The organism is Microbacterium sp. (assembly GCF_011620715.1).
Classification (GTDB): domain Bacteria; phylum Actinomycetota; class Actinomycetes; order Actinomycetales; family Microbacteriaceae; genus Microbacterium.
Window position 1 is genome coordinate 26,893 of record NZ_WOYP01000050.1, and the last position, 20,366, is coordinate 47,258.

At 70.3% G+C, this 20,366-nt stretch carries 16 protein-coding genes; 7 read left to right on the plus strand and 9 right to left on the minus strand.

Translation table 11 applies throughout. The features are described 5' to 3' along the window. Nucleotides 1-1,116: an adenosine deaminase gene (locus QZV84_RS04975; RefSeq protein ID WP_292826226.1), complete on the plus strand. Its 1,116-nt coding sequence runs from the start codon at nt 1-3 to the stop codon at nt 1,114-1,116. A 180-nt stretch (nt 1,117-1,296) separates the two neighbouring features. On the opposite strand, the gene QZV84_RS04980 is transcribed toward QZV84_RS04975, so the two are convergent. The 5 genes from QZV84_RS04980 to QZV84_RS05000 form a co-directional block, all read right to left on the minus strand. Further along, on the minus strand, nt 1,297-2,493 hold the full coding sequence (locus tag QZV84_RS04980) for a mannitol-1-phosphate 5-dehydrogenase (RefSeq protein WP_292826229.1): 1,197 nt from the start codon (nt 2,491-2,493) through the stop codon (nt 1,297-1,299). Then, nucleotides 2,493-2,930: a PTS sugar transporter subunit IIA gene (locus QZV84_RS04985; protein ID WP_292826233.1), complete on the minus strand. Its 438-nt coding sequence runs from the start codon at nt 2,928-2,930 to the stop codon at nt 2,493-2,495. Before QZV84_RS04985 ends, QZV84_RS04980 begins: the two co-directional genes overlap by 1 nt. 96 nt (nt 2,931-3,026) lie before the next feature. After that, nucleotides 3,027-4,586, minus strand: coding sequence for a PTS mannitol transporter subunit IICB (locus QZV84_RS04990; RefSeq protein WP_292826235.1), 1,560 nt, complete (start codon nt 4,584-4,586; stop codon nt 3,027-3,029). Next, nucleotides 4,583-6,295, minus strand: a complete 1,713-nt coding sequence (ptsP, locus tag QZV84_RS04995; RefSeq protein ID WP_292826237.1) for a phosphoenolpyruvate--protein phosphotransferase — start codon at nt 6,293-6,295, stop codon at nt 4,583-4,585. Before ptsP ends, QZV84_RS04990 begins: the two co-directional genes overlap by 4 nt. Before the next feature lie 16 nt (nt 6,296-6,311). After that, the gene (locus tag QZV84_RS05000) at nt 6,312-6,677 is read right to left on the minus strand and encodes a PTS sugar transporter (protein ID WP_292826240.1); all 366 of its coding nucleotides are present in this window, start codon (nt 6,675-6,677) and stop codon (nt 6,312-6,314) included. 232 nt (nt 6,678-6,909) lie between these two features. Between QZV84_RS05000 and QZV84_RS05005 the strand changes: the two genes are divergently transcribed. After that, nucleotides 6,910-8,838: a PRD domain-containing protein gene (locus QZV84_RS05005; RefSeq protein ID WP_292826242.1), complete on the plus strand. Its 1,929-nt coding sequence runs from the start codon at nt 6,910-6,912 to the stop codon at nt 8,836-8,838. 97 nt (nt 8,839-8,935) lie between these two features. On the opposite strand, the gene QZV84_RS05010 is transcribed toward QZV84_RS05005, so the two are convergent. After that, nucleotides 8,936-10,633: a phospho-sugar mutase gene (locus QZV84_RS05010; protein ID WP_292826245.1), complete on the minus strand. Its 1,698-nt coding sequence runs from the start codon at nt 10,631-10,633 to the stop codon at nt 8,936-8,938. Beyond that, entirely contained in the window at nt 10,630-11,463 is an 834-nt protein-coding gene (locus tag QZV84_RS05015; protein WP_292826248.1) for a purine-nucleoside phosphorylase, read from the minus strand. The genes QZV84_RS05010 and QZV84_RS05015 overlap by 4 nt, the downstream gene beginning before the upstream one ends. Nucleotides 11,464-11,591: 128 nt before the next feature. Here QZV84_RS05015 and QZV84_RS05020 point away from each other — a divergent pair, with 128 nt between their 5' ends. Beyond that, nucleotides 11,592-13,040 carry an NAD(P)H-quinone dehydrogenase gene (locus QZV84_RS05020; RefSeq protein WP_292826251.1) on the plus strand — a complete coding sequence of 483 codons (1,449 nt, stop codon included), beginning with the start codon at nt 11,592-11,594 and terminating at the stop codon, nt 13,038-13,040. Nucleotides 13,041-13,063: 23 nt separating this feature from the next. On the opposite strand, the gene QZV84_RS05025 is transcribed toward QZV84_RS05020, so the two are convergent. Together QZV84_RS05025 and QZV84_RS05030 are read right to left on the minus strand one after the other, a co-directional pair. After that, on the minus strand, nt 13,064-14,830 hold the full coding sequence (locus tag QZV84_RS05025) for a biotin carboxylase N-terminal domain-containing protein (RefSeq protein WP_292826254.1): 1,767 nt from the start codon (nt 14,828-14,830) through the stop codon (nt 13,064-13,066). Between the two features lie 118 nt (nt 14,831-14,948). Beyond that, nucleotides 14,949-15,596 (minus strand): Maf family protein, encoded by a 648-nt coding sequence (locus QZV84_RS05030; protein WP_292826257.1) that lies wholly within the window; start codon nt 15,594-15,596, stop codon nt 14,949-14,951. A gap of 47 nt (nt 15,597-15,643) precedes the next feature. On the opposite strand from QZV84_RS05030, the gene QZV84_RS05035 reads away from it, so the two are divergent. The 4 genes from QZV84_RS05035 to QZV84_RS05050 are packed head-to-tail and all read left to right on the plus strand — an operon-like array spanning nt 15,644 to nt 19,984. Then, entirely contained in the window at nt 15,644-16,999 is a 1,356-nt protein-coding gene (locus QZV84_RS05035) for a TRAM domain-containing protein (protein WP_292826260.1), read from the plus strand. Nucleotides 17,000-17,008: 9 nt separating this feature from the next. Then, nucleotides 17,009-17,683, plus strand: a complete 675-nt coding sequence (locus QZV84_RS05040; RefSeq protein ID WP_292826263.1) for a response regulator — start codon at nt 17,009-17,011, stop codon at nt 17,681-17,683. After that, nucleotides 17,667-18,926 carry an ATP-binding protein gene (locus QZV84_RS05045; RefSeq protein WP_292826266.1) on the plus strand — a complete coding sequence of 420 codons (1,260 nt, stop codon included), beginning with the start codon at nt 17,667-17,669 and terminating at the stop codon, nt 18,924-18,926. Before QZV84_RS05040 ends, QZV84_RS05045 begins: the two co-directional genes overlap by 17 nt. Further along, nucleotides 18,923-19,984, plus strand: a complete 1,062-nt coding sequence (locus tag QZV84_RS05050; RefSeq protein ID WP_292826269.1) for a hypothetical protein — start codon at nt 18,923-18,925, stop codon at nt 19,982-19,984. Before QZV84_RS05045 ends, QZV84_RS05050 begins: the two co-directional genes overlap by 4 nt. Nucleotides 19,985-20,366 lie beyond the last annotated feature (382 nt).

Genomic DNA, 20,366 nt, shown 5'->3' on the forward strand with positions numbered 1-20,366 from the left:
ATGCCGATCGACCAGCACGGCGACACCACACTGCAGGGCCTTTCGATCCGGGGCCTGCCCAAGGTGTCGCTGCACGACCACCTCGACGGCGGTGTGCGCCCCCAGACGATCATCGAGCTCGGTGATGCGGTGGGGCTCGACCTGCCCGAGAGCGACGGCGACGCCCTCGCGGACTGGTTCGCCCGGAAGAGCGACTCGGGCTCGCTGGTCGAGTACCTGAAGACCTTCGACCTCACTACGGCCGTCATGCAGACCACCGAGGGACTCACCCGGGTCGCGCGTGAATTCGTCGAGGACCTCGCCGCGGACGGCGTGATCTACGGCGAGGTGCGCTGGGCCCCCGAGCAGCACCTGAGCCGGGGACTCAGCCTCGACGAGGTCGTCGAGGCCGTGCAGACCGGCATCGAGGAGGGCGAGGAGGCGGTCGAGCGGTCGGGTCGCGACATCCGTGTCGGACAGCTGATCACCGCGATGCGGCACACCGACCGGTCGCTCGAGATCGCCGAGCTCGCCGTCGCGTGGCGCGACCGCGGGGCGGTCGGCTTCGACATCGCCGGGCCCGAGGACGGCTTCCCGCCCTCGCGCCACAAGGTTGCTTTCGATTACCTCGCGTCGGAGTTCTTCCCCGCGACCGTGCACGCCGGCGAAGCCGCGGGGCTGGACTCGATCCGCTCGGCGCTCATCGACGGCCGCGCGATCCGTCTCGGGCACGGGGTGCGCATCGCGGAGGACCTGGAGGTCATCTCCCGCGCCGGCGAAGAGGTGCTCGTCCAGTTCGGCGACCTGGCGCGCTGGGTGCGCGACCGCGAGATCACCCTCGAGCTGTCGCCGTCCTCGAACCTGCAGACCGGCGCGATCTCTGCCTGGGGCGAGGAGCTGGCCGACCACCCGTTCGACCTGCTCTACCAGCTCGGGTTCTCCGTGACCGTGAACGTCGACAACCGCACGATGAGCCGCACGTCGCTCACGCGCGAACTCGCACTGCTGGTCGAGACGTTCGACTACGACCTCGACGACCTCGAGACCTTCCAGCTCAATGCCGCCGCCGGAGCCTTCCTGCCGCTCGAGGAGCGCGAAGAGCTCATCGAGCTGATCGCCGAGGGATTCGAGCGGTAGCTGCTCGGGGCCGCTGTCCGGCAGTCGGTGAGCCCGTGTCCGTGTGTCTGGAATTCGGTCCCTGATCGCGCCTGTGCGCGCCATTTTCCAGACACGAGCCGGCGCGGAGGCGAGTCAAACCTGAGCGCGTCAAAGCCTGCTTTCCGGTGGCGCTGGCAGCGGGCTCCGCCACCCGCCGGGCTACGCGAGCTCGGCCTGGCGGGCGGCCACGATGGCCTCGATCCGCGGGAAGAGCGGATGGTCGTGCTCGAGGCCGGTGACGGATGCCGTGACGGATGCCGCATCCCGGTCACGCAGCATCCTCTGCAGGTCGACGGACTCGGCGTCCTCCGAGTCGTCGAAGGCGAGTGCCGCACCCATCGCCGCGACGAGCGCATCGACGGAGAGGCCGCGCTCGGCTGCCTCGGCAGCGGGGCCGACGAAGCGCTCATGGCGGGAGAGCTTGCGCAGCGGCTGCCGCCCCACGCGCCACACGGTGTCGGGGAGGGCGGGATTGCGGAAGCGGCGCAGGATCGTCGCTCGGTAGGTGGCCAGGTCAGCGGGATCGAGCCCGTGCTTGGCGACCAGCAGGGCGGAGGTCTCCTCGAGGGCGGCCCCCACCCGGTTCGCGATGCCGGCATCGGACAGCGCGCCCGAGATCGTCTCGATCCCGGCGACCGCGCCGAAGTACGCGGTTGCGGCGTGGCCGGTGTTCACGGTGAAGAGCTTTCGCTCGATGTACGGCGCGAGGTCGTCGACGAAGTGCGCACCCGGGATGTTCGGCGGGTCCTCGCCGAACGGCGGGCGCTCGATCGCCCACTCGTAGAAGGGCTCCACCGTGACGTCGACGCCACCGCCCTCGGGCTGGGCGGGGACGATCCGGTCGACGGCGGTGTTGGCGAACACGGCGCGTCCGGCCAGCGCGTCCCATGCGACGCCGGCGAGCGCGACGATCTCGTCACGCAGCACGTCGGTCGCGTTGATGGCGTTCTCGCAGGCCATGACCTGAAGCGGGGGAGAGGACGGGTCGCGCAGGGCGAGCCCCGCGACGATGTGCGGGGCGACGAACTTGAGTACCGTCGGGCCGACCGCCGTGGTGACCACGTTCGCGCCGGCGATCTGCTCGATCACCTCGTCGGGGTGGGTGGCGCTGTTGATCGCCCGGAAGCCGGTGACGACCGTGTCGCGACTCTCAATGGGGCTTCGCCCCACACCCCCGGCTTGCTGACGCTCGCCGCCCTCGCCGACCTCGTGCACGGTGTACTCGGAGACGCCGTTGATGGCATCGACGAGCGGCGCGGCGACATCGGAGAACACGAGTTCGTAGCCGCCTTCGTGGAGCAGGAGCCCGACGAAGCCGCGTCCGATGTTGCCCGCGCCGAAGTGGACCGCCTTCATCAGACGCCCGCAGCCGAGACCATGCCGAAGAGCTCCTCAGCGGTCCGCGCCCGCTTGAGGTTCTCGATCTCGTCCTCGTCGGAGAAGAGGATCGCGATCTGCGACAGGATCTCGAGGTGCTCGTCGCCCTTGCCGGCGATGCCCACGACGAAGGTCACCGGCTCCCCGCCCCAGTCGACGCCGCCGTCGTAGCGGACGACCGAGAGCGCGGAATCGAGGATCGCGGCCTTGGTCTCGTTCGTGCCGTGCGGGATCGCGAGCTCGTTGCCCATGTAGGTGGACACCGTCTCCTCGCGCTGCCGCATCGCGTCGAAGTAGGCGTCGGTCACTGCGCCGGCGGCCTCGAGGATGTCGGCGGCCTCCTTCATCGCCTCCTCGCGCGTTGCGCTGCCGGAGTGGATCCGGACCTGGCCGAGGCTCAGGACGTCATGTGCCATGATTTTTCCTTTCTTGTCGATCGGATGCGGGGGGTGAAGGCTGTGGAGCCGGGGGTGTCGCGCCGCCCGACTCCACAGCGGCATCAGGACCTCGTGCTACGCACCATCCTGGTGCTGGTCGCGAACCAGTTCCACGACCTCGTCGTACCGCGGCGAGTTCATGAAGTTGTCGACCGACACATGGATCGCGTCGGGCGACTGGTGCCGCGCACGATCCGTGAGCTGGTTCTGCGTGATGACGAGGTCGGCGGTGCCGTCCAGAGCGGCGACCGCCTTGTTGAGGACGGTGACGTCATCGATGCCCGCCTTCTTGATCTTGTTGCGCAGGACGCTCGCGCCCATCGCCGACGAACCCATGCCCGCGTCGCACGCGAAGACGATGTTCTTGATCTGGCGCTCTGTCATGACGGAGGGGTCGATCCCGCCGCCGGCCGACGTGGCCGCGCCACCGCGGAGGCCGCCGAGCGCGTCGGAGGACTTGCCCTTGGCCGCCTCGGTCTGCGTGATGGCGGCGCCGAACGCGTCATCCGTGGCGGCCATCGCCTCGAGATCGCGCTTGCGGGAGGCCCGCAGGATGATCGCCGTCAGCACGAACGTGACCGCCGCGGCGAGGACCACCGAGAGGATGACCGCGAAGTACGAGCCGTTCGCGGTCTGGGCGAGCACCGCGATGATGCTGCCTGGCGCAGCCGGAGCGCGCAGCGCGCCGCCGAGGAGCATGTTGGTGGTGACGCCGGTCGCACCGCCCGCGATGAGGGCCAGGATCACCATCGGCTTCATGAGCGCGTAGGGGAAGTACACCTCGTGGATCCCGCCGAAGAACTGGATCACGGCCGCGCCCGGAGCCGACGCGCGAGCCGCGCCGATGCCGAAGAATGTGAACGCGAGCAGCAGGCCGACACCGGGGCCGGGGTTGGCCTCGAGGAGGAAGAGGATCGAGGAGCCCGTCTCTGCCGACTCCTGGATGCCGAGCGGCGTCAGCACGCCGTGGTTGATGGCGTTGTTGAGGAACAGCACCTTGGCCGGCTCGATGATGATGCTGGTCAGCGGCAGGAGGTTCATCGACACCAGCCAGCTCACCGCGTTGGAGAGCACCAGCATGAGTCCGTTGACCAGGAACGCGATGGGATAGAAGCCCACCACGGCCATGACGAAGCCCCAGATGCCGGCCGAGAACATGTTGACGAGCATCTCGAAGCCCGCCTTGATCTTGCCCTCCCACAGACTGTCGAGCCACTTCATCGTGTAGGCCGCCAGCGGAGCCATGATCATCGCGCCGATGAACATGTGCACCTGTCCGAGGGGCGCCTCGCCCTCCGGCAGCGTCGCGTTGAACTGCGCGATCAGCAGATCCGACCCGGCGATGGCGCCCATGACGGCGATGGAGGCGACGACGCCGCCGCGGATGCCGTACACGATGTTGCCGCCCGTGTAGGCGATGATGATCGGCAGCAGGTAGTGGATGAACGGGCCGACGATTGTCGCGAGATCGGCGTTGGGGGTCCATCCGACCTCGATGAAGAACGCCGTGAAGATGCCCCACGCGATGAGCGCGGGGATGTTCGGCATGATCATGCCGGACAGGAACGTGCCGAAGCGCTGGACTCCGACCCGGACCTTGCTCCCACCAGTGGTGGGCGTAGACGCCGTAGTCATGGCTGTGTCACTTTCTGTTGGGTTTCGCTGAGGGTCGTGGTGGTGGTTGCGGCGGCGCGCGCCGCCGCTCTTGCAGAGGCCGCGCCGTTCGCGGCCAGGGCTGCCTCGGCGATGACTCGGGCATCATCGAGGGAGTATTCGAGCAGTGATGCCCGCACGTCGGCGAGCGCAGTGGGTGCCATCGACAGGCTGGTGGCCCCGAGGCCCACCAGCACGACGGCCAGCAGCGGGTCCGCCGCCGCTTCGCCGCAGATCCCGACCGGCTTGCCCAGAGTGCGTCCCGCGTCGCCGACCTCGCGGATGAGGCGGAGCACCGCGGGGTGCCACGGATCCTGGAACGCGGCGACCGAGCCGAGGAGCCGGTCCGCGGCCAGCGTGTACTGGGTCAGGTCGTTGGTCCCGATCGAGGCGAAGTCGGCGTCGACGAGGATGCGGTCCGCCAGCAGCGCCGAGGAGGGGACCTCGACCATGACGCCGGCGGTCCTGATGCCGTAGTCGCGGGCGATCTCGGTGAAATACTCGGTCTCCTCGACGGTGGCCACCATGGGGGCCATCACCCAGAGGTCGGCTGCTGTCCCGAGAGCGGCGACGGCGGCATCCGCCTCGGCGAGCGCTGTCAGCTGCTCGCGCAGGATGTCCTCGCTCGCGCGGAGCGCCCGGATGCCGCGCAGGCCCAGGGCCGGGTTCTCCTCGTGCGCATCGTTGAGGAAGGAGAGCGGCTTGTCGGCTCCCGCGTCGAGCACGCGCACGACGACCTTCTTGCCGGGGAACGCCGACAGCAGCCGGATGTACGACTCCCGCTGCTGCTGGACCGTCGGTGCCTGGCTGGCGCTGAGGAACAGGAACTCGGTGCGGAACAGGCCGACACCCTCCGCGCCGAGCGCGACGGCCTCCGCGGCGTCCTCCGGCTTTCCGAGATTCGCCAGCAACGGCACCGGGGTGCCGTCGTTCAGGGCTCCCGGTGTGATCGGGGCCGATGCCGCCGATGCCCGGGCGTCGGCGCGGTTCTGCGCACGTTCGAGCTCCTCGGGCGTCGGCTGGGTCGTCACGACGCCGGCTGCGGCATCCACGATCACCATCTCGCCCTCGACCAGATCCTTCGCCGACACCGCTCCCACGACCGCGACGATCGACTTCTCGCGGGCCAGGATCGCCGTGTGCGAGGTCGGACCGCCTTCGGTCGTGATCAGGGCGAGCACCTTGTCGAGGTCGAGAAGCGCGGTGTCGGCCGGCGCGAGGTCCTTCGCGACGAGCACGAACGGATACCCGGGGTCGGGCACGCCGGGAGCCGGCACGCCGCGCAGTCGCGCGATGACCCGCTGGGCGACGTCGTCCAGATCCGCGGCGCGTTCGCCGAGGTATCCGCCCATCGCGGTCAGCGTGTCGCGGAACGATGCGAACGCATCGTGCACGGCGAACTCAGCGGTCTTGCCGGCCGCGATGCGCGCGTCGATCTCGGTCTCGAGGCTCGGGTCCTCGGCCATCATGGCCTGCGCCTCGAGCACGTCCTGCGCCGCACCGCCGGCCTGTGCTCCGCGCTGCTCGAGCTCCCGCGCGACGGCGGCCACGGCATCCCGTGCCCGAGCCGTCTCGTCGGCGGCGCTGAGCTCGCTCGGGGTGTCCGCCGGTGCCGGCAGCGGCTCCGCCATACGCGCCACGGGTCCCTGTGCGACTCCGAGGCCGATTCCCACGCCTCTCAATTCAGCCATCGTCTACTCCGCATCGTCAGTCCTCTTCCTGTCGAACGTCTTCAGCCGCGCCGCGCGCTGTCCGGAAGGCTCCGCCCGGGCTGGCGACCGCTTCGCGGACCAGTGCGAGCGTGCGCGTGCCGTCCAGATCCGTGAAGATGTCGGGCGGAAGCAGCACCACCGTCGTCCCGCGCTGCGCCGCGTCGTGCTCGATGCGCTCCAGCGCGTGGGCCAGGTGCGGCCCGACGAGTACGACATCGGCTGCGTCGAGGTCGATCGGCAGCGACAGCTCGGTGCCGGCGAAGGCGGAGTACTCGAGACCCTGACCGTGCGCCGCGCGGCGCACGCGCTGAGCGACGAAGGTGCTCGACGCACCTGCACCACAGACCACCAGGATCCTCATCGACCCGCCTTCCTGTGGCCATTCTTGTGACAACGCTGAGAGCCGACAACCAGTCATGTTTCCGGAGGGGCGGAAAGCACTGCTGCGTGAAGACGGCGCTCGCGCACTGGGACGACATGCCACAACTGTGCGCCGCCGTCACGGCATCGCCCGTCGCACCGGGGCATCCCTTGCCACGCGGCGCGTGATTGACTGGCTGAGGAACGACCGCACCGATGCGCAGGGGACCACCGTGACCAGAGCGAGAAAGGACCGCCTCCTGGGCCTGCTCGTGCGTGACGGGGAGTGGGTCACGGCAGCGACCCTCGCAGACGGCATCGGAGTGACACCGCGGAGCATCCGCTCGTACGTGACCTCGATCAACGCGCGCGTCGCGGACGGCGTCGCAGTCGAGTCCGGACCCCAGGGTTACCGCGCCGGCCCGGAGGCGTCGGCTGCGCTGCGGATCACCCCGGGGACGGATGCCGGCACCCCGCGCGACCGCCTGCACACGCTCGTGCGCGCCCTTCTGGAGACCGACGAAGGCGTCGACGTGTTCGAGGCGGCCGAAGCCATGCACGTCAGCACGGCGACGCTGGATGCCGACCTGGCGCGCGTGCGCGGCCTTCTGGGCGGCACCCAGCTGACACTCGAGCGCTCCGCCTCGCGGGCCCGGCTGCGCGGAACCGAGATGGCGCAGCGGCGGCTGCTGAGCAAGCTCGCGCACGACGAGATGGATGCCGGGTCCTTCGACCTCGACGCCCTGCGCCGCACCCTCGGCGAGGGTTCAGTCGGCGCGTCCGCGTTCGGCCCGTTCAAGGCCGAGCTCGTAGCCGAACTCGGGACACTGGGCTACTTCGTGAACGAGTTCGGCATCTCGGACGTCGTGATGCACATCGCAATCGCCGCCGACCGGGTCGCGAGCCATCGCGGTCTGGAACGCACCGCAGGCGAGGTGCGCCCCGCCCAGCAGGAAGTCACCGCGATCCTCGAACGGCTCGTCGAGCGCCACCTCGGCGTCACGCTGGGGACCGGCGACCTGCAGCACCTGTCGACCCTGGTGCTCACGCGCGTGGTCGCGCCGGGAGCCTCAACACCGTCCGATCATGCCCGCTCGCGCCTGGAGCCCGAGGTCGAAGCGGCGGTGCGCGAGGTCGTCGAGACGGCCGCCGCGGAATTCCTCGTAGACATCGCGCACGAGGACTTCATCGTGCGGCTCGCGCTGCACGTGCAGAACCTTCAGCTGCGAGCGCGAGAGCAGGCCTGGTCGCGCAATCCCCTGACGAAGTCGCTCAAATCCACCTACCCGATGATCTTCGAGGTGGCGGTGTTCATCGCGAGCGGACTGCAGGAGCGCTTGGGAATCCCTCTCCCGGACGACGAGATCGCCTACATCGCGATGCACGTCGGCGGGCGCCTCGAGCGCAGCCGGCGGGCCGACCAACTGCTGACCGCGACGATCGTGTGCCCCGGCTACTACGAGCTGCACGAGCTGCTTCGATCGTCGGTGGATCGTTCCCTCGGCCAGTCGATCGAAGTCGTCGGGGTCGAGACGCGGGTCGACCCCGACTGGGCCTCAATCCGCACCGACCTGGTGCTGACGACGATCGACCCTGCGCTCGCCGGCGACCGGTTCGTCCGCATCCAGCCGTTCCTGACCGACGCCGACGTGGACCGTGTGCAGACCGCGGCCGCCCGCATCCGTCGCAGTCGGCGTCTGGCCCGGCTCCGCAAAGAGCTCGAGCGGTACTTCGTGCGCTCCGCCTTTGTTCGCGGGCTCGATGCCGACGGTGGCGAGGAAGCCGTCATCCGCCACCTCGGCTCGCTCCTGGTGGGCGAGGGGGTCATCGACGAGGACTATGTGGAGCGGACGATCCAGCGCGAGCGCCTCTCGTCCACCGCGTTCACCGATGCGCTCGCCGTGCCGCACGCACTCGGAATGACCGCGACGCGCACGGCGATCGCCGTGGGCATCGCCGAGCCGTCGATCCCATGGGGCGAGGGCCGGGTGCAGGTCGTGGCTGTGGTGGCCTTCTCAGAGACCGATCGCGAGGCGTTCCAGACGGTGTTCGAGCAGTTCGTCGAGGTCTTCTCCGAGCGCGACAGCGTGCACCGCATCGTCCGCCGCGGCACCGATTTCACCGGCTTCCTGGACGAGCTCGTCGCCGTCATCGACGGCTGAGCCCGGCATCCGTCCCCGCTCAGCGGGTGGGTGCGCAACTCCACCGCGATCGCATCGCACCGCTCGAACGTCGTCGATGCCGTCCGTCACAGGTGTCTCACTCGAGATCGTCCAGCAGGGCGCGCGCGCCACCGCTCAGCGCGGTGATCCGCCCCTTTGCGTCGTCGGCGGAGTCGCCCCGCACGTCCAGGTAGATCTTCAGCTTCGGCTCGGTGCCGCTCGGGCGCACGATCACCCGCGAGCCGTCGGTCATCCACAGGCGCAGTACGTCGCTGGGGGGCAGGTCGTCCGCGCCCTGCAGCAGATCCTCGACCCGCTCGACGCCGACGCCGCCGATCGCGGACGGATGCCGCTCCCGCAGCGCGGCCATGATCCGCTCGATGCGTGAGAGGTCGTCGACGCGGATGGAGACCTGGTCGCTCGCGAAGAAGCCGAACGTCGCATCGAACTCGGCGAGGACTCGGGCGAGGCTCTCGCCGCGGCCGCGCGCCTCGGTGACCATCCCGAGCATCGCGATCGCCGCCGAGATGCCGTCCTTGTCGCGCACCGTTTCGGGGTTCACCAGGTAGCCGAGAGCCTCTTCGAAGCCGAACACCAGGCCGGGGGCCCGCGAGATCCACTTGAAGCCGGTGAGGGTGGTGTGGAAGTCGAGTCCGTAGTGGTCGGCGACCGCCTTCAGCCCGGGCGAGGAGACCAGCGAGCAGGCCAGCGACGCGCCGGGTCCGGCGCCCGCCTCGCGCGCGAGGCGGGCGGCGCGCCAGCCCAGGAGCAGTCCGACCTGGTTGCCGCTGAGGCGCCGCCAGCCGCCGGTCGCGTGCGGATCGGGCACGGCGACGGCGAGGCGGTCGGCGTCGGGGTCGTTGGCGATGACGAGGTCTGCGTTGACGCTGCGAGCCGTCTCGAACGCGAGATCCATGGCCCCGGGCTCTTCTGGATTGGGGAAGGCGACGGTGGGGAAGGACCCGTCAGGATCGAGCTGCCGGGCGACCGGGACCGGCGCGGGGTATCCGGCGGCCTCGAGGGTGCGCGAGAGGGTCTCCCACCCGACGCCGTGCATCGCCGTGTACACCCAGGTGAGCCCCTGCACCCCTTCGGGCGCGGGCGCGACGCCCGCTGCCGCGGCGATGTAGGCGTCCACGAGAGATTCCGCGGCCGTCTCGTAGCCGAGCGAGCGCGGCAGCGCGCCGACATCTCCGGCATCCGCGATCCGCTGGATGTGGGCGGCGATCTCGGCATCGGCGGGCGAGACGATCTGCGCGCCCTCGTCCGCGCCGCCGAGGTAGACCTTGTAGCCGTTGTCGTTCGGCGGGTTGTGGCTGGCCGTGACCATGACTCCGGCATCCGCTCCGAGCTTGCGCACCGCGAAGGCGAGCACCGGCGTCGGCAGCAGGCGCGGCAGCAGGATCGCCCGCAGCCCCGCGCCCGCGAACAGTTCGGCGGAGTCCTGGGCGAACACCTCCGAGTTCCGGCGGCCGTCGTAGCCGATCACGACGGTCGGGACGCGGTCCTCGCCGGCCGCGCGCTCCCGGACGAACGCCGCGAGTCCGGCCGCTGCCTGCGCCACGAGCACCCGGTTCATGCGGTTGCTGCCGGCGCCGAGTTCGCCGCGCAGGCCGGCCGTGCCGAAGGCCAGGCGGCCGGCGAAGCGGTCGGCGAGCTCGGCGGATGCCGCGGCATCCCCCTCCTCGACGCGCCCGATCAGGGCGCTGAGCTGCGCGCGGGTCTCGGGATCGGGGTCCTGCGCGAGCCAGGAGCGAGCGGTGACCAGGACGCCGTCGTCCGCTCCGGCGCTCACATCGCGCCGATCACACGAGCCAGCAGCGACGAGATGACCGGTCCGGCGGCCTGCCCCGCCTCCATGACCTCCTGGTGGCTCAGCGGTGTGGTCTGGATGCCGGCGGCCATGTTCGTGATGAGCGAGAACCCCAGGATCTCCATGCCGGCCTGGCGTGCGGCGATCGCCTCGAGCGCGGTGGACATGCCGACGATGTTCCCTCCGATGGTCTTGGCCCACCGCACTTCGGCCGGTGTCTCGTACTGCGGACCGGTGAACTGGCAGTACACGCCCTCGTCGAGGGAGGGGTCGATCGTGCGGGCGAGGTCGCGCAGCCGCATCGAGTAGAGGTCGGTGAGGTCGACGAAGGTCGCGCCCTCGAGCGGCGTCGCCGCGGTGAGGTTGATGTGGTCGCTGATCAGGACGGGGGTTCCCGGCTTCCATGTGGGCTTGATGCCGCCCGCGCCGTTGGTGAGCACCATCGTGCGGGCCCCGGTCGCGGCCGCGGTGCGCACGCTGTGCACGACCCGTCGGGGACTGCGGGTCTCGTAGTAGTGGGTCCGTGCGCCGATGATCAGCACGTGCTTGCCACGCGGCGTGACGACGCTGCGCAGCGTGCCGACGTGCCCCTCGAGAGCCGGCTTGCTGAAGCCGGCCACCTCGGTCGCGGGGATCGACGCGACGGCCTCGCCGATCAGCTCGGCCGCGCCGCCCCAGCCGCTGCCCAGGGTCAGCGCGATGTCGTGGCGCGGCACGCCGGTCAGTCGGGCGATGTCGTCGGCAGCCTCCGCCGCGATCTCGAAGGGGTCGGCCGCGAGGTCATCGAGTGGATTGGCGAGTGTGTCTGGCATGCACCCACTCTAGGAACGCGCGACGCCGCGAGCCATACCGGGCGGTACGTGTCGTGTGGCTGTGCCTGTTGGGGCTCCGCCCCAGCCCCCGGTGTGCTTCCCAACCCGCAGCCTGGGAAGATGGGTGCATGTCCTTGAGCTTCGAGCGCACCCAGAGCGTCGCGATCATCGGTGGCGGCCCGGGTGGCTATGAAGCCGCGATCGCCGCCGCGCAGTTGGGCGCAGAGGTCACGGTCGTCGAGCGCGCCGGAATCGGCGGCTCCGCGGTGATCACCGACGTCGTCCCCTCCAAGACCCTCATCGCGACCGCCGACGCGGCCGTGGCGATCAAGGGCGCGGGCGACCTCGGCGTGCAGCTGTTCGCGCGAGGTGCCGAGGGCAAACCGCTCAAGCCCGAGATCGCGATCAACCTCGGTGCGGTCAACAAGCGGCTGCTCTCGCTCGCCCGTCAGCAGTCCGACGACATGCGGGCATCGCTCATCGAAGCCGGGGTGCGCATCATCTCGGGATTCGGCCGGCTCGACAGCGACAACGCGGTTGTCGTCTCCACCGGCCCGGGGGGCACCGACTTCGACCGCATCGAAGCCGACACGCTGCTGGTCTCCACCGGCTCGTCACCCCGCACCCTGCCGTCGGCGATGCCCGATGGCGAGCGGATCCTCACGTGGACCCAGCTCTACGACATGACCTCGCTCCCGGAGCACCTGATCGTGGTCGGGTCGGGAGTGACGGGTGCCGAGTTCGCCTCCGCCTACATGAACCTCGGTGCGAAGGTGACGCTGATCTCCAGCCGCGACCAGGTGCTGCCCGGTGAGGACCGGGATGCGGCATCCGTGCTCGAGAAGGTCTTCACGCGCGGCGGCATGACCGTGCTGTCCAGATCCCGCGCCGAAAGGGTCGAGCGTCAGGGCGACGGCGTGCTGGTCGCCCTCGGCGACGGCAGAACCGTCGAGGGCAGCCACTGCCTGATGGCGGTCGGCTCGATCCCCAACACCGCCGGGCTCGGCCTCGAGGAAGCCGGTGTGCAGATGACCGACTCGGGTCACATCCAGGTCAACCGGGTCGCGCGCACGTCGGTGCCGAACATCTACGCCGCCGGCGACTGCACGACCTTCGTGCCCCTCGCCTCGGTCGCCTCGATGCAGGGCCGCACCGCGGTCTTCCACGCGCTCGGCGACGTCGTGATCCCGCTCGAACACCGCCGCATCACATCGAACATCTTCACCGCGCCGGAGATCGCGACGATCGGCTGGTCGGAGCAGGACATCGCCGACGGGCTGGTCGACGGCGTGGTGCACAAGCTGCCGCTCGCGGCGAACCCGCGCGCGAAGATGATGGGCATCAAGGACGGTTTCGTGAAACTGCTCTCCTCCCGTGGCAGCGGCACCGTGATCGGCGGCGTCATCGTCGGTCCGCGCGCGTCGGAGCTGATCTATCCGATCGCGATCGCGGTCGAGCGCCGGCTCACCGTCGACCAGCTGTCGCGGGTCTTCGCCGTGTACCCGTCGCTCAGCGGCAGCATCACCGATGCCGCCCGGGCCATGCACATCGTCGAGAAGGCGAGCGAAGACCGCTGACCCTGCGGGATGCCCGGGCGAATCTAGCTGATCTTCAGGAGCTGGTGCCCGGCCGAGACCGTCGTTCCGGCGGCGGCATTGATCGCGCCGATGACGCCGTCCTTGTGGGCCTGGATCGGCTGCTCCATCTTCATCGCCTCGAGCACGACGACCAGGTCGCCCTTGATCACCTGCTGCCCGTCCTCGACGGCGACCTTCACGATCGTGGCGTGCATGGGGCTCTTCACAGCGTCGCCGGAGGCACCGGCGACGACCGTCGGGGCATGCAAGCGCCGTGACGGCGGCACAGCGACGGGGCGCGCCGCCGCACCGGGAGCGGCGACGATCCGGTCGGGGAGGCTGACCTCGAGTCGCTTGCCCGCGACCTCGACGACGACGGTGTGCCGCGCCTCGGCCGGCTTGGGGGCCTCGAGCTCGCCGTCCCACGGCGGGATGTCGTTCACGAACTCGTTCTCGATCCAGCCCGTGAACACGCCGAACACGCCGTTCTCGGCCGTGAAGGCCGGATCGCGCACCACCTTTCGGTGGAACGGCAGCACGGTGGGCAGGCCCGTGACCTCGAACTCGTCGAGAGCGCGACGGGCGCGCTCGAGGGCCTCGTCGCGGTCACGGCCGGTGACGATGATCTTGCCGAGCAGCGAGTCGAATGCGCCGCTGACCGAGTCGCCCGCGGTCACGCCCGAATCCAGACGGATGCCGGGACCACCGAAGGTCTTGAACACGTGGATGGGCCCGGGCTGGGGAAGGAATCCGCGGCCGGGGTCTTCGCCGTTGAGCCGGAACTCGATCGAGTGGCCGACAGGAACGGGGTCGTCGTAGTCGATCGTGCCGCCCTCGGCGATGCGGAACTGCTCGCGGACGAGGTCGATGCCCGTGACCTCTTCCGAGACCGGGTGCTCGACCTGGAGCCGCGTGTTCACCTCGAGGAACGAGACCGTGCCGTCGGCGCCGATGAGGAACTCGCAGGTGCCCGCGCCGACATAGCCCACCTCGCGCAGAATCGCCTTCGACGCCTCGTGCAGGGTGCGGTTCTGCTCTTCGCTGAGGAACGGGGCGGGGGCCTCTTCGACCAGCTTCTGGTGCCGGCGCTGCAGCGAGCAGTCCCGCGTGGAGATCACGACCACATTGCCGGCGGCATCCGCCAGGCACTGCGTTTCGACGTGCCGGGGCCGGTCGAGGTACTTCTCCACGAAGCACTCGCCGCGCCCGAAGGCGCTGATCGCCTCGCGCGTGGCCGACTCGAACATCTCGGCGATCTCGTCGAACTCGCGGGCGACCTTCAGACCGCGTCCGCCGCCGCCATAGGCCGCCTTGATCGCGATCGGCAGGCCGAACTCCTCAGCGAACGCGACGACCTCGTCGGCACTGCCGACCGGGCCGGGGGTTCCGGGGGCGAGCGGTGCGCCGACCTTCTCGGCGACGTGGCGCGCGGTGATCTTGTCGCCGAGCGCCTCGATCGCCTCGGGAGGGGGTCCGATCCAGACCAGTCCGGCATCGATCACCGCGCGGGCGAAGTCGGCGTTCTCGGAGAGGAATCCGTAGCCGGGGTGCACGGCGTCGGCTCCGGAGCGGCGGGCGATGGAGAGGATCTTCTCGACCGACAGATACGTGTCGGCGCTGGTCGCACCGTTCAGGGCGTATGACTCGTCGGCGAGGCGCGCATGCAGCGCGTCGCGATCCTGGTCGGCGTACACGGCGACCGAGGACTTGCGGGCGTCGCGGGCGGCACGGATGACGCGCACCGCGATCTCACCGCGGTTGGCGATGAGCACCTTGGCGATCTGAGGCATGGATGTCAGCCTACCTACGCGCCGGTGGGCCCTTTTGAGTCCACTAGACAAGAAATAGCGCAAAACGTGGGGGGAAGTCTACGAGTGGTCCCGTCTGGTTATGTGCGGTTCCGAGCGGTTATGTGCGATTCCACAGATCAGTCCACTCCACTCCCAGCTCGCGGGCGAGCCGGCGAACGGTGGACAGCGACATCCCCACGACGGTCGACGGGTCTCCTTCGACGCGTTGGATGAACGGTCCGCCCAGGCTGTCGATCGTGAACGCCCCGGCGACGTGCAACGGCTCGCCGGAGGCGACGTACGCGTCGATCTCGGCATCCGTCACGTCGGCGGCGAAGCTGACGGATGCCGCGGCCACGGCGTGCGCGTCGGCAGAGACGCCGGCGCCGTTCACCCGGATCACGCTGTGCCCAGAGTGCAGCATCCCGGTCCGGCCCCGCATCGCCTGCCATCGCCGCGTCGCCTCCACGGCGGAATGGGGCTTGCCGAGGATCTCGCCGCCGATCTCGAACATCGAGTCGCCGCCGATCACGATGCCGTCGAATCCGGGGTCTTCCGCGGCGACGCGCCGCGCGACGTCGGCAGCCTTGCGGCGGGCGAGCAGCCGCACGTGCTCGTCCGCATCGAGCCGCCGGCCCTCGGCTGCCTCGACCTGCGCGATCACGGCGTCCTCATCGACGTCGGGCGCCAGCGTGCGCGGCTCGATCCCGGCCTGGCGCAGAAGCATCAGCCGGGCGGGGGACGTCGAGGCGAGGCAGACCTGCATGGGTTCACGGTAGCCGCGTCGCGTCCCGCCTGTGGAATGCTCGGTGGGTGGACGCATCGACAGGTTCGGCGACAGCCGGAGACGAGCTCGACCTCGATGTGACCGGCGTCGCCCACGGCGGGGTCTTCGTGGGACGCATCGGCGATCCGGCCGACGAGTCGGGCCGCGGAGGCCGTGTGGTGTTCGTGCCCGACGCGATCCCGGGCGAGCGGGTTCGCATCCGCCTGACCGACGTCGGGAAGAAGTCCTTCTGGCGCGGCGAGGTGCTCGAGGTGCTGCGGGCCTCCCCGCACCGGCAGCCCCACATCTGGCAGCAGGCGGAGGTCTCGGTGCCGCCGCAGCTGCGCCCCGGCGGTGCGGATTTCGGGCACATCGAGCTGTCGCACCAGCGGGCGCTCAAGCTCGAGGTGCTCAGCGACGCGCTGAGGCGCTTCGGCGGGGTCGACATCCCCGGGCTGCGCATCCAGCCGGCCGGTGATCAAGACAGGACCGAGACGTTCGACGGCTCCGGCTGGCGCACACGTGTGAGCCTGCACGTCGATGCGGACGGCCGTGTGGGGCCGTTCGCCGCGCGCAGTCACACCGTCATCGCCGTCGAGGAGTACCCGCTCGCGACGCCCGAGGTGCAGCAGGCGGCACTGCGGCTGAGGCAGGCGCGGCCGGGCCGCATCGATCTCGTCCAGCCCGCCGACGGCCGCGTGCGCGTGATCCCCCGTGCGGATGCCGCCAAGAGCGGCCCTCGCCAGGCCCGGGAGACGGTGACCGAACTCGTGGGCGCGCGCGAGTTCCGTGTCGATGCCGGCGGATTCTGGCAGGTGCATCGCCTCGCTGCGCAGACCCTCGACGCCGCGCTCCGGCTCGCGGTGCGGGAGGCCGTCACGGCGGGCCCGGACGCCGACGGCACCGTGCTGGATGCGGATGCCTGGCACCTCGACCTGTACGGCGGAGTCGGCCTGTTCGCGGCGGCGCTGGCCGAGCTCGGCGGCGGGCGCGTGACCTCGGTCGAGTCGGACTCGCGCGCGACCGACCACGCCGCCTGGAACCTGTCGGAGTGGGTCGGCGCACGCGCCGAGACCGCGCGCGTCGACCGGTTCGTCTCCCGGCTTCTGGCCGAAGCCTCCGATCGGGAGCGCGCGCGGATCAACCGAGGCGTCATCGTCCTGGACCCCCCGCGCTCGGGCGCCGGCCGCGACGTCGTCGAAGCGGTGGCCGCACTCGGGCCGACCGCGGTGGTGTACGTCGCGTGCGACCCGGTGGCGCTCGCCCGCGACGTGGCCACCTTCCGCGCCGCCGGCTACGACCTTCACACGGTGACGGCCTACGACCTGTTCCCGAACTCGCACCATATCGAAGCCATCGCGACGTTGGTGCGCCCCGGCGGCAGTTCCGGATCGCGTCGGTAGGCTGGCGCCATGACGCGCGTCGCCCTGATCGATGACCACGAGTCCGTGCGGCTCGGGCTCGAGGCCGCCTGCGCGCGCGCTCAGAAGGTCGTGGTCTTCTCGGGCAGCGACGTCACCGGGTATCTCGACTGGCGCTCGTTCAACGGAGCCCCTCCGGCGGACGTGGTCGTGCTGGATCTGACCCTCGGCGACGGCACGACGGTGACCGAGAACGTTCGGCGGCTGGTGGCGGACGGCTCGAGCATCATCATCCACAGCGTCGCCGACCGCCCGGCCGCGGTGCGCGAGGCGCTCGCCGCAGGTGCCGCCGGCGTCGTCAGCAAGGCTTCGCCGATCGGCGACGTGATCGCCGCGATCAGCACCGTGGCGGGTGGCGAGCCGCTCAACAACGTCGAGTGGGCCAGCGCGGTCGAGGGCGACCGCGCCTTCGCGGACGCACAGCTGTCGGCCCGCGAACGCGATGTCCTTCGCCTTTACGCCGCAGGGCTTCCGCTCAAAGTGGTCGCGGACCGCTTGGGCGTGGCCTACTCCACCGCCAAGGAGAACATCACCCGCGTCCGTGTGAAGTACGTCGAAGTCGGACGACCCGCCCCCACGAAGGTCGACCTCCTCCGTCGTGCGATGGAAGACGGCATCCTGGCCCAGCCGAGCGACCGTGAGGATGCTGGTGGCGTCGGAGCCTGAGAGCACGCGAGCGGTCCTCGACGACGCCTGGGGGCACATCCCGCAGACCCGGGAGACGACCGCGGGCCTCGGGTCGTTCACACGACTGCGCATCGAGCGGATCATCTCGCTCGTCGTCGGTCTCGGGAGCCTGGTGCTGGGCACCCAAGCGTTCCTGAACGCGCTTCTGCCGTTCCAGGAGAGTCCGGCGTGGCATGTGCCACTCATGGTGATCACCTTCGTGCCGCTCGCGGCGATGCTGATCGCCTGCGCCGCCGGTCGTGGCGTGCGCGTGTCCGCGGGCATCTTCGCGCTGGTCTACCCGCTTGCCCTCCTGCTCTGGCCGGCGGCCACCGCCGGCGGCGACGCCGATCCTGCCTCCGAACCGTGGATCTGGTTTCTCGTCAACGTCGCCACCGTCGCCAGCGTCCTGGCTTTCCCCCTCCTCCTGCAGGTCGTGTGGACGGCGCTGATTCCGCTCCTGTTCGGCGTCGTGCGCTTGATACAGGCGGATTTCGCCCGCGACTACTGGTACTCGGTCACGTTGGACGTCTCGTTCGCGCTCATCCTCGGCGGAATGCTGACCACGCTCGGCTGGGTGTTCCGCTCGGTGGCGGCGAACGTCGACGAGACCCGCGCCCGCGCGGTCGAGTCGTATGCCGCGGCGGCCTCCGCCGACGCGGCGGAGCAGGAGCGGATCGCGGTGGCGGCGCTCATGCACGACAGCGTGCTGGCCGCGCTCATCGCCGCCGAGCGTGCTCACACGCCGCGTGAACGCACGCTTGCAGTCGCGATGGCGCGTGAAGCGCTCACCCGCCTCGCGAACACCGAGCAAGGCTCGGAAGAGGGCAGCGACGAACCGCGCAGCCCTGCGAGCCTCGCGGACGACATCGAACGCGCCGCACTCGAACTGGGCGTACGCCTGAGCGTCGAACGCGACATCGATCCTTCCACGCCGCCGATGCCGGGGCGGGTGGCCGGCGCCCTCGTGCTCGCGGCGACCCAGGCGATCGCGAATGCCGCGCAGCACGCGGGCGGTTCCGGGCTGGTCGTCACGGTCGACGGCGGCATCGAGCCGACGCACGCGCGCATCACCGTCCGCGACACCGGCGAGGGCTTCGACCTTGATCGCGTGCCGCACGATCGGCTCGGCATCCGGGCCTCGATCTTCGCTCGCGTCGCCGCAGTCGGAGGCACGAGCGACATCCATTCCGACCGCGACGGCACGACCGTGCAGATTGAGTGGCGGGAGGGCGAACGATGATCAGCGTGCGACGGATCATCATCATCATCGGCATCGCCTTCACGGCGTACCTCGCTGCTCGCGGCCTGTGGTGGACCGCCCCGGTGGAGCGCCCGCTCGTGATCATCGCGGCACTGAGCCTGTATCTGGTCACCACCTGGCTCTGCATCTTCTGGGAACCGCGGCCCTCGTCCGCAGCGGTAAGTCCCGACGGAGCGCCCATGCCGCCGATCGGCGGCTCGCGAACGGCGCTGCCGCGGTGGGCCGGTGTCATGGCCCTGGCCTGCGCGTTCATCGTGCCGAGTGCGATCGCCGTGGCGGTCGGCCCGGACAATCAAGCCGCGCCGTTCGCGACCTGGTACCTCGGTGGCATCGGGGCGCTCATGACCATCGTGATGGTGCGTCGTCGCCCGGTGCTCTCCTGGATCGGGATCGCGGCGCTGGCGATCGCATCGATCGGCTGGATGGGCCTGCTCCCCGCCCTGAGCCTCGGCCTGGTGGGCTCGATCGTGTGGGTCGCCGCGACGCAGCTCATGCTGCTCTCGATCGACCGCGCCGCGACCGACACCGCCCGGCTCGCCCAGCTTCAGCGCGCCGCATCGGCCTGGCAGGCATCGCAGACCGGGCGCCAGCGCGAGCGCCGCATCCAGGTGCAGCGCGCCCTCGCGGTCGCCGGTCCGGTGCTGACTCGGACGGTCTCTTCCGGCGGCTCGCTCGACGAAGAGGAGCGCACGCAGGCGCGCCTGGCGGAGGGGCGCCTGCGCGACGAGATGCGCGGACCTCGGCTGCTGGACGACGCGGTGCACGCCGAGATCGAGCGCGCCCGGCGACGCGGCACGAACGTCACGGTGCTCGACGAGGGCGGCCTCGACGGGCTGGACGAGGCCACCCTCGCCATCATCCGCACCGAATTGGCCGACACTCTGCGGACCGCGCGATCGGACCGCCTGTACATTCGCACCTCTCCCGATGAGCGCGTCGCGGTGACCGTCGTGGGGCGCTCGGCGGCGGGCGCCGGAATGTCGGACGAAGACGCCGTGGACCTCTGGCGCGAGATCGGTCACCCAGGCGCAGCGTGACGACCCCGGCGCAGCCCGCCGAGGTGGCCGCAGCCGTGTCGCCCGGCGCAGCCCGAGCAGGATTCTCGCTCCCCGTCCCGGCGGGGGAGGGGAGCCGGGGCGGGGAGCGGAGTGGGAGGAGGTGAGGGGCGGCGAAGCCGCCCACCCCTCACCTGGCGGACAGTTACCCGAAAACCGTCCGCGTGGCCGAAACCCTGAGCTCTCCACGAGTGGCGAGCAGGTCGGCCGAACGCAAAATGCGTTCCAGCACCTCAAGTATGCGTCGCAGTCAACCCCGCCGTCTGTAGGTATTTCGGGGGACACGCGTCGCTGCGAATGCGGAGGTCACCGTGTCTCGATACGCCGCAAGCGGCTACTCGACAACCGGATTCGATACGCCGCA

Bases quoted from the DNA above. Each gene is read 5' to 3' on its own strand.
- QZV84_RS05030 (WP_292826257.1), bottom strand. From the start codon at position 15,596: ATGCAGGTCTGCCTCGCCTCGACGTCCCCCGCCCGGCTGATGCTTCTG.
- QZV84_RS04990 (WP_292826235.1), bottom strand. From the start codon at position 4,586: ATGACTACGGCGTCTACGCCCACCACTGGTGGGAGCAAGGTCCGGGTC.
- QZV84_RS05015 (WP_292826248.1), bottom strand. From the start codon at position 11,463: ATGCCAGACACACTCGCCAATCCACTCGATGACCTCGCGGCCGACCCC.
- QZV84_RS05040 (WP_292826263.1), top strand. From the start codon at position 17,009: ATGACGCGCGTCGCCCTGATCGATGACCACGAGTCCGTGCGGCTCGGG.
- QZV84_RS04980 (WP_292826229.1), bottom strand. From the start codon at position 2,493: ATGAAGGCGGTCCACTTCGGCGCGGGCAACATCGGACGCGGCTTCGTC.
- QZV84_RS04985 (WP_292826233.1), bottom strand. From the start codon at position 2,930: ATGGCACATGACGTCCTGAGCCTCGGCCAGGTCCGGATCCACTCCGGC.
- QZV84_RS05050 (WP_292826269.1), top strand. From the start codon at position 18,923: ATGATCAGCGTGCGACGGATCATCATCATCATCGGCATCGCCTTCACG.
- ptsP (WP_292826237.1), bottom strand. From the start codon at position 6,295: ATGGCTGAATTGAGAGGCGTGGGAATCGGCCTCGGAGTCGCACAGGGA.
- QZV84_RS05025 (WP_292826254.1), bottom strand. From the start codon at position 14,830: ATGCCTCAGATCGCCAAGGTGCTCATCGCCAACCGCGGTGAGATCGCG.
- QZV84_RS04975 (WP_292826226.1), top strand. From the start codon at position 1: ATGCCGATCGACCAGCACGGCGACACCACACTGCAGGGCCTTTCGATC.
- QZV84_RS05020 (WP_292826251.1), top strand. From the start codon at position 11,592: ATGTCCTTGAGCTTCGAGCGCACCCAGAGCGTCGCGATCATCGGTGGC.
- QZV84_RS05000 (WP_292826240.1), bottom strand. From the start codon at position 6,677: ATGAGGATCCTGGTGGTCTGTGGTGCAGGTGCGTCGAGCACCTTCGTC.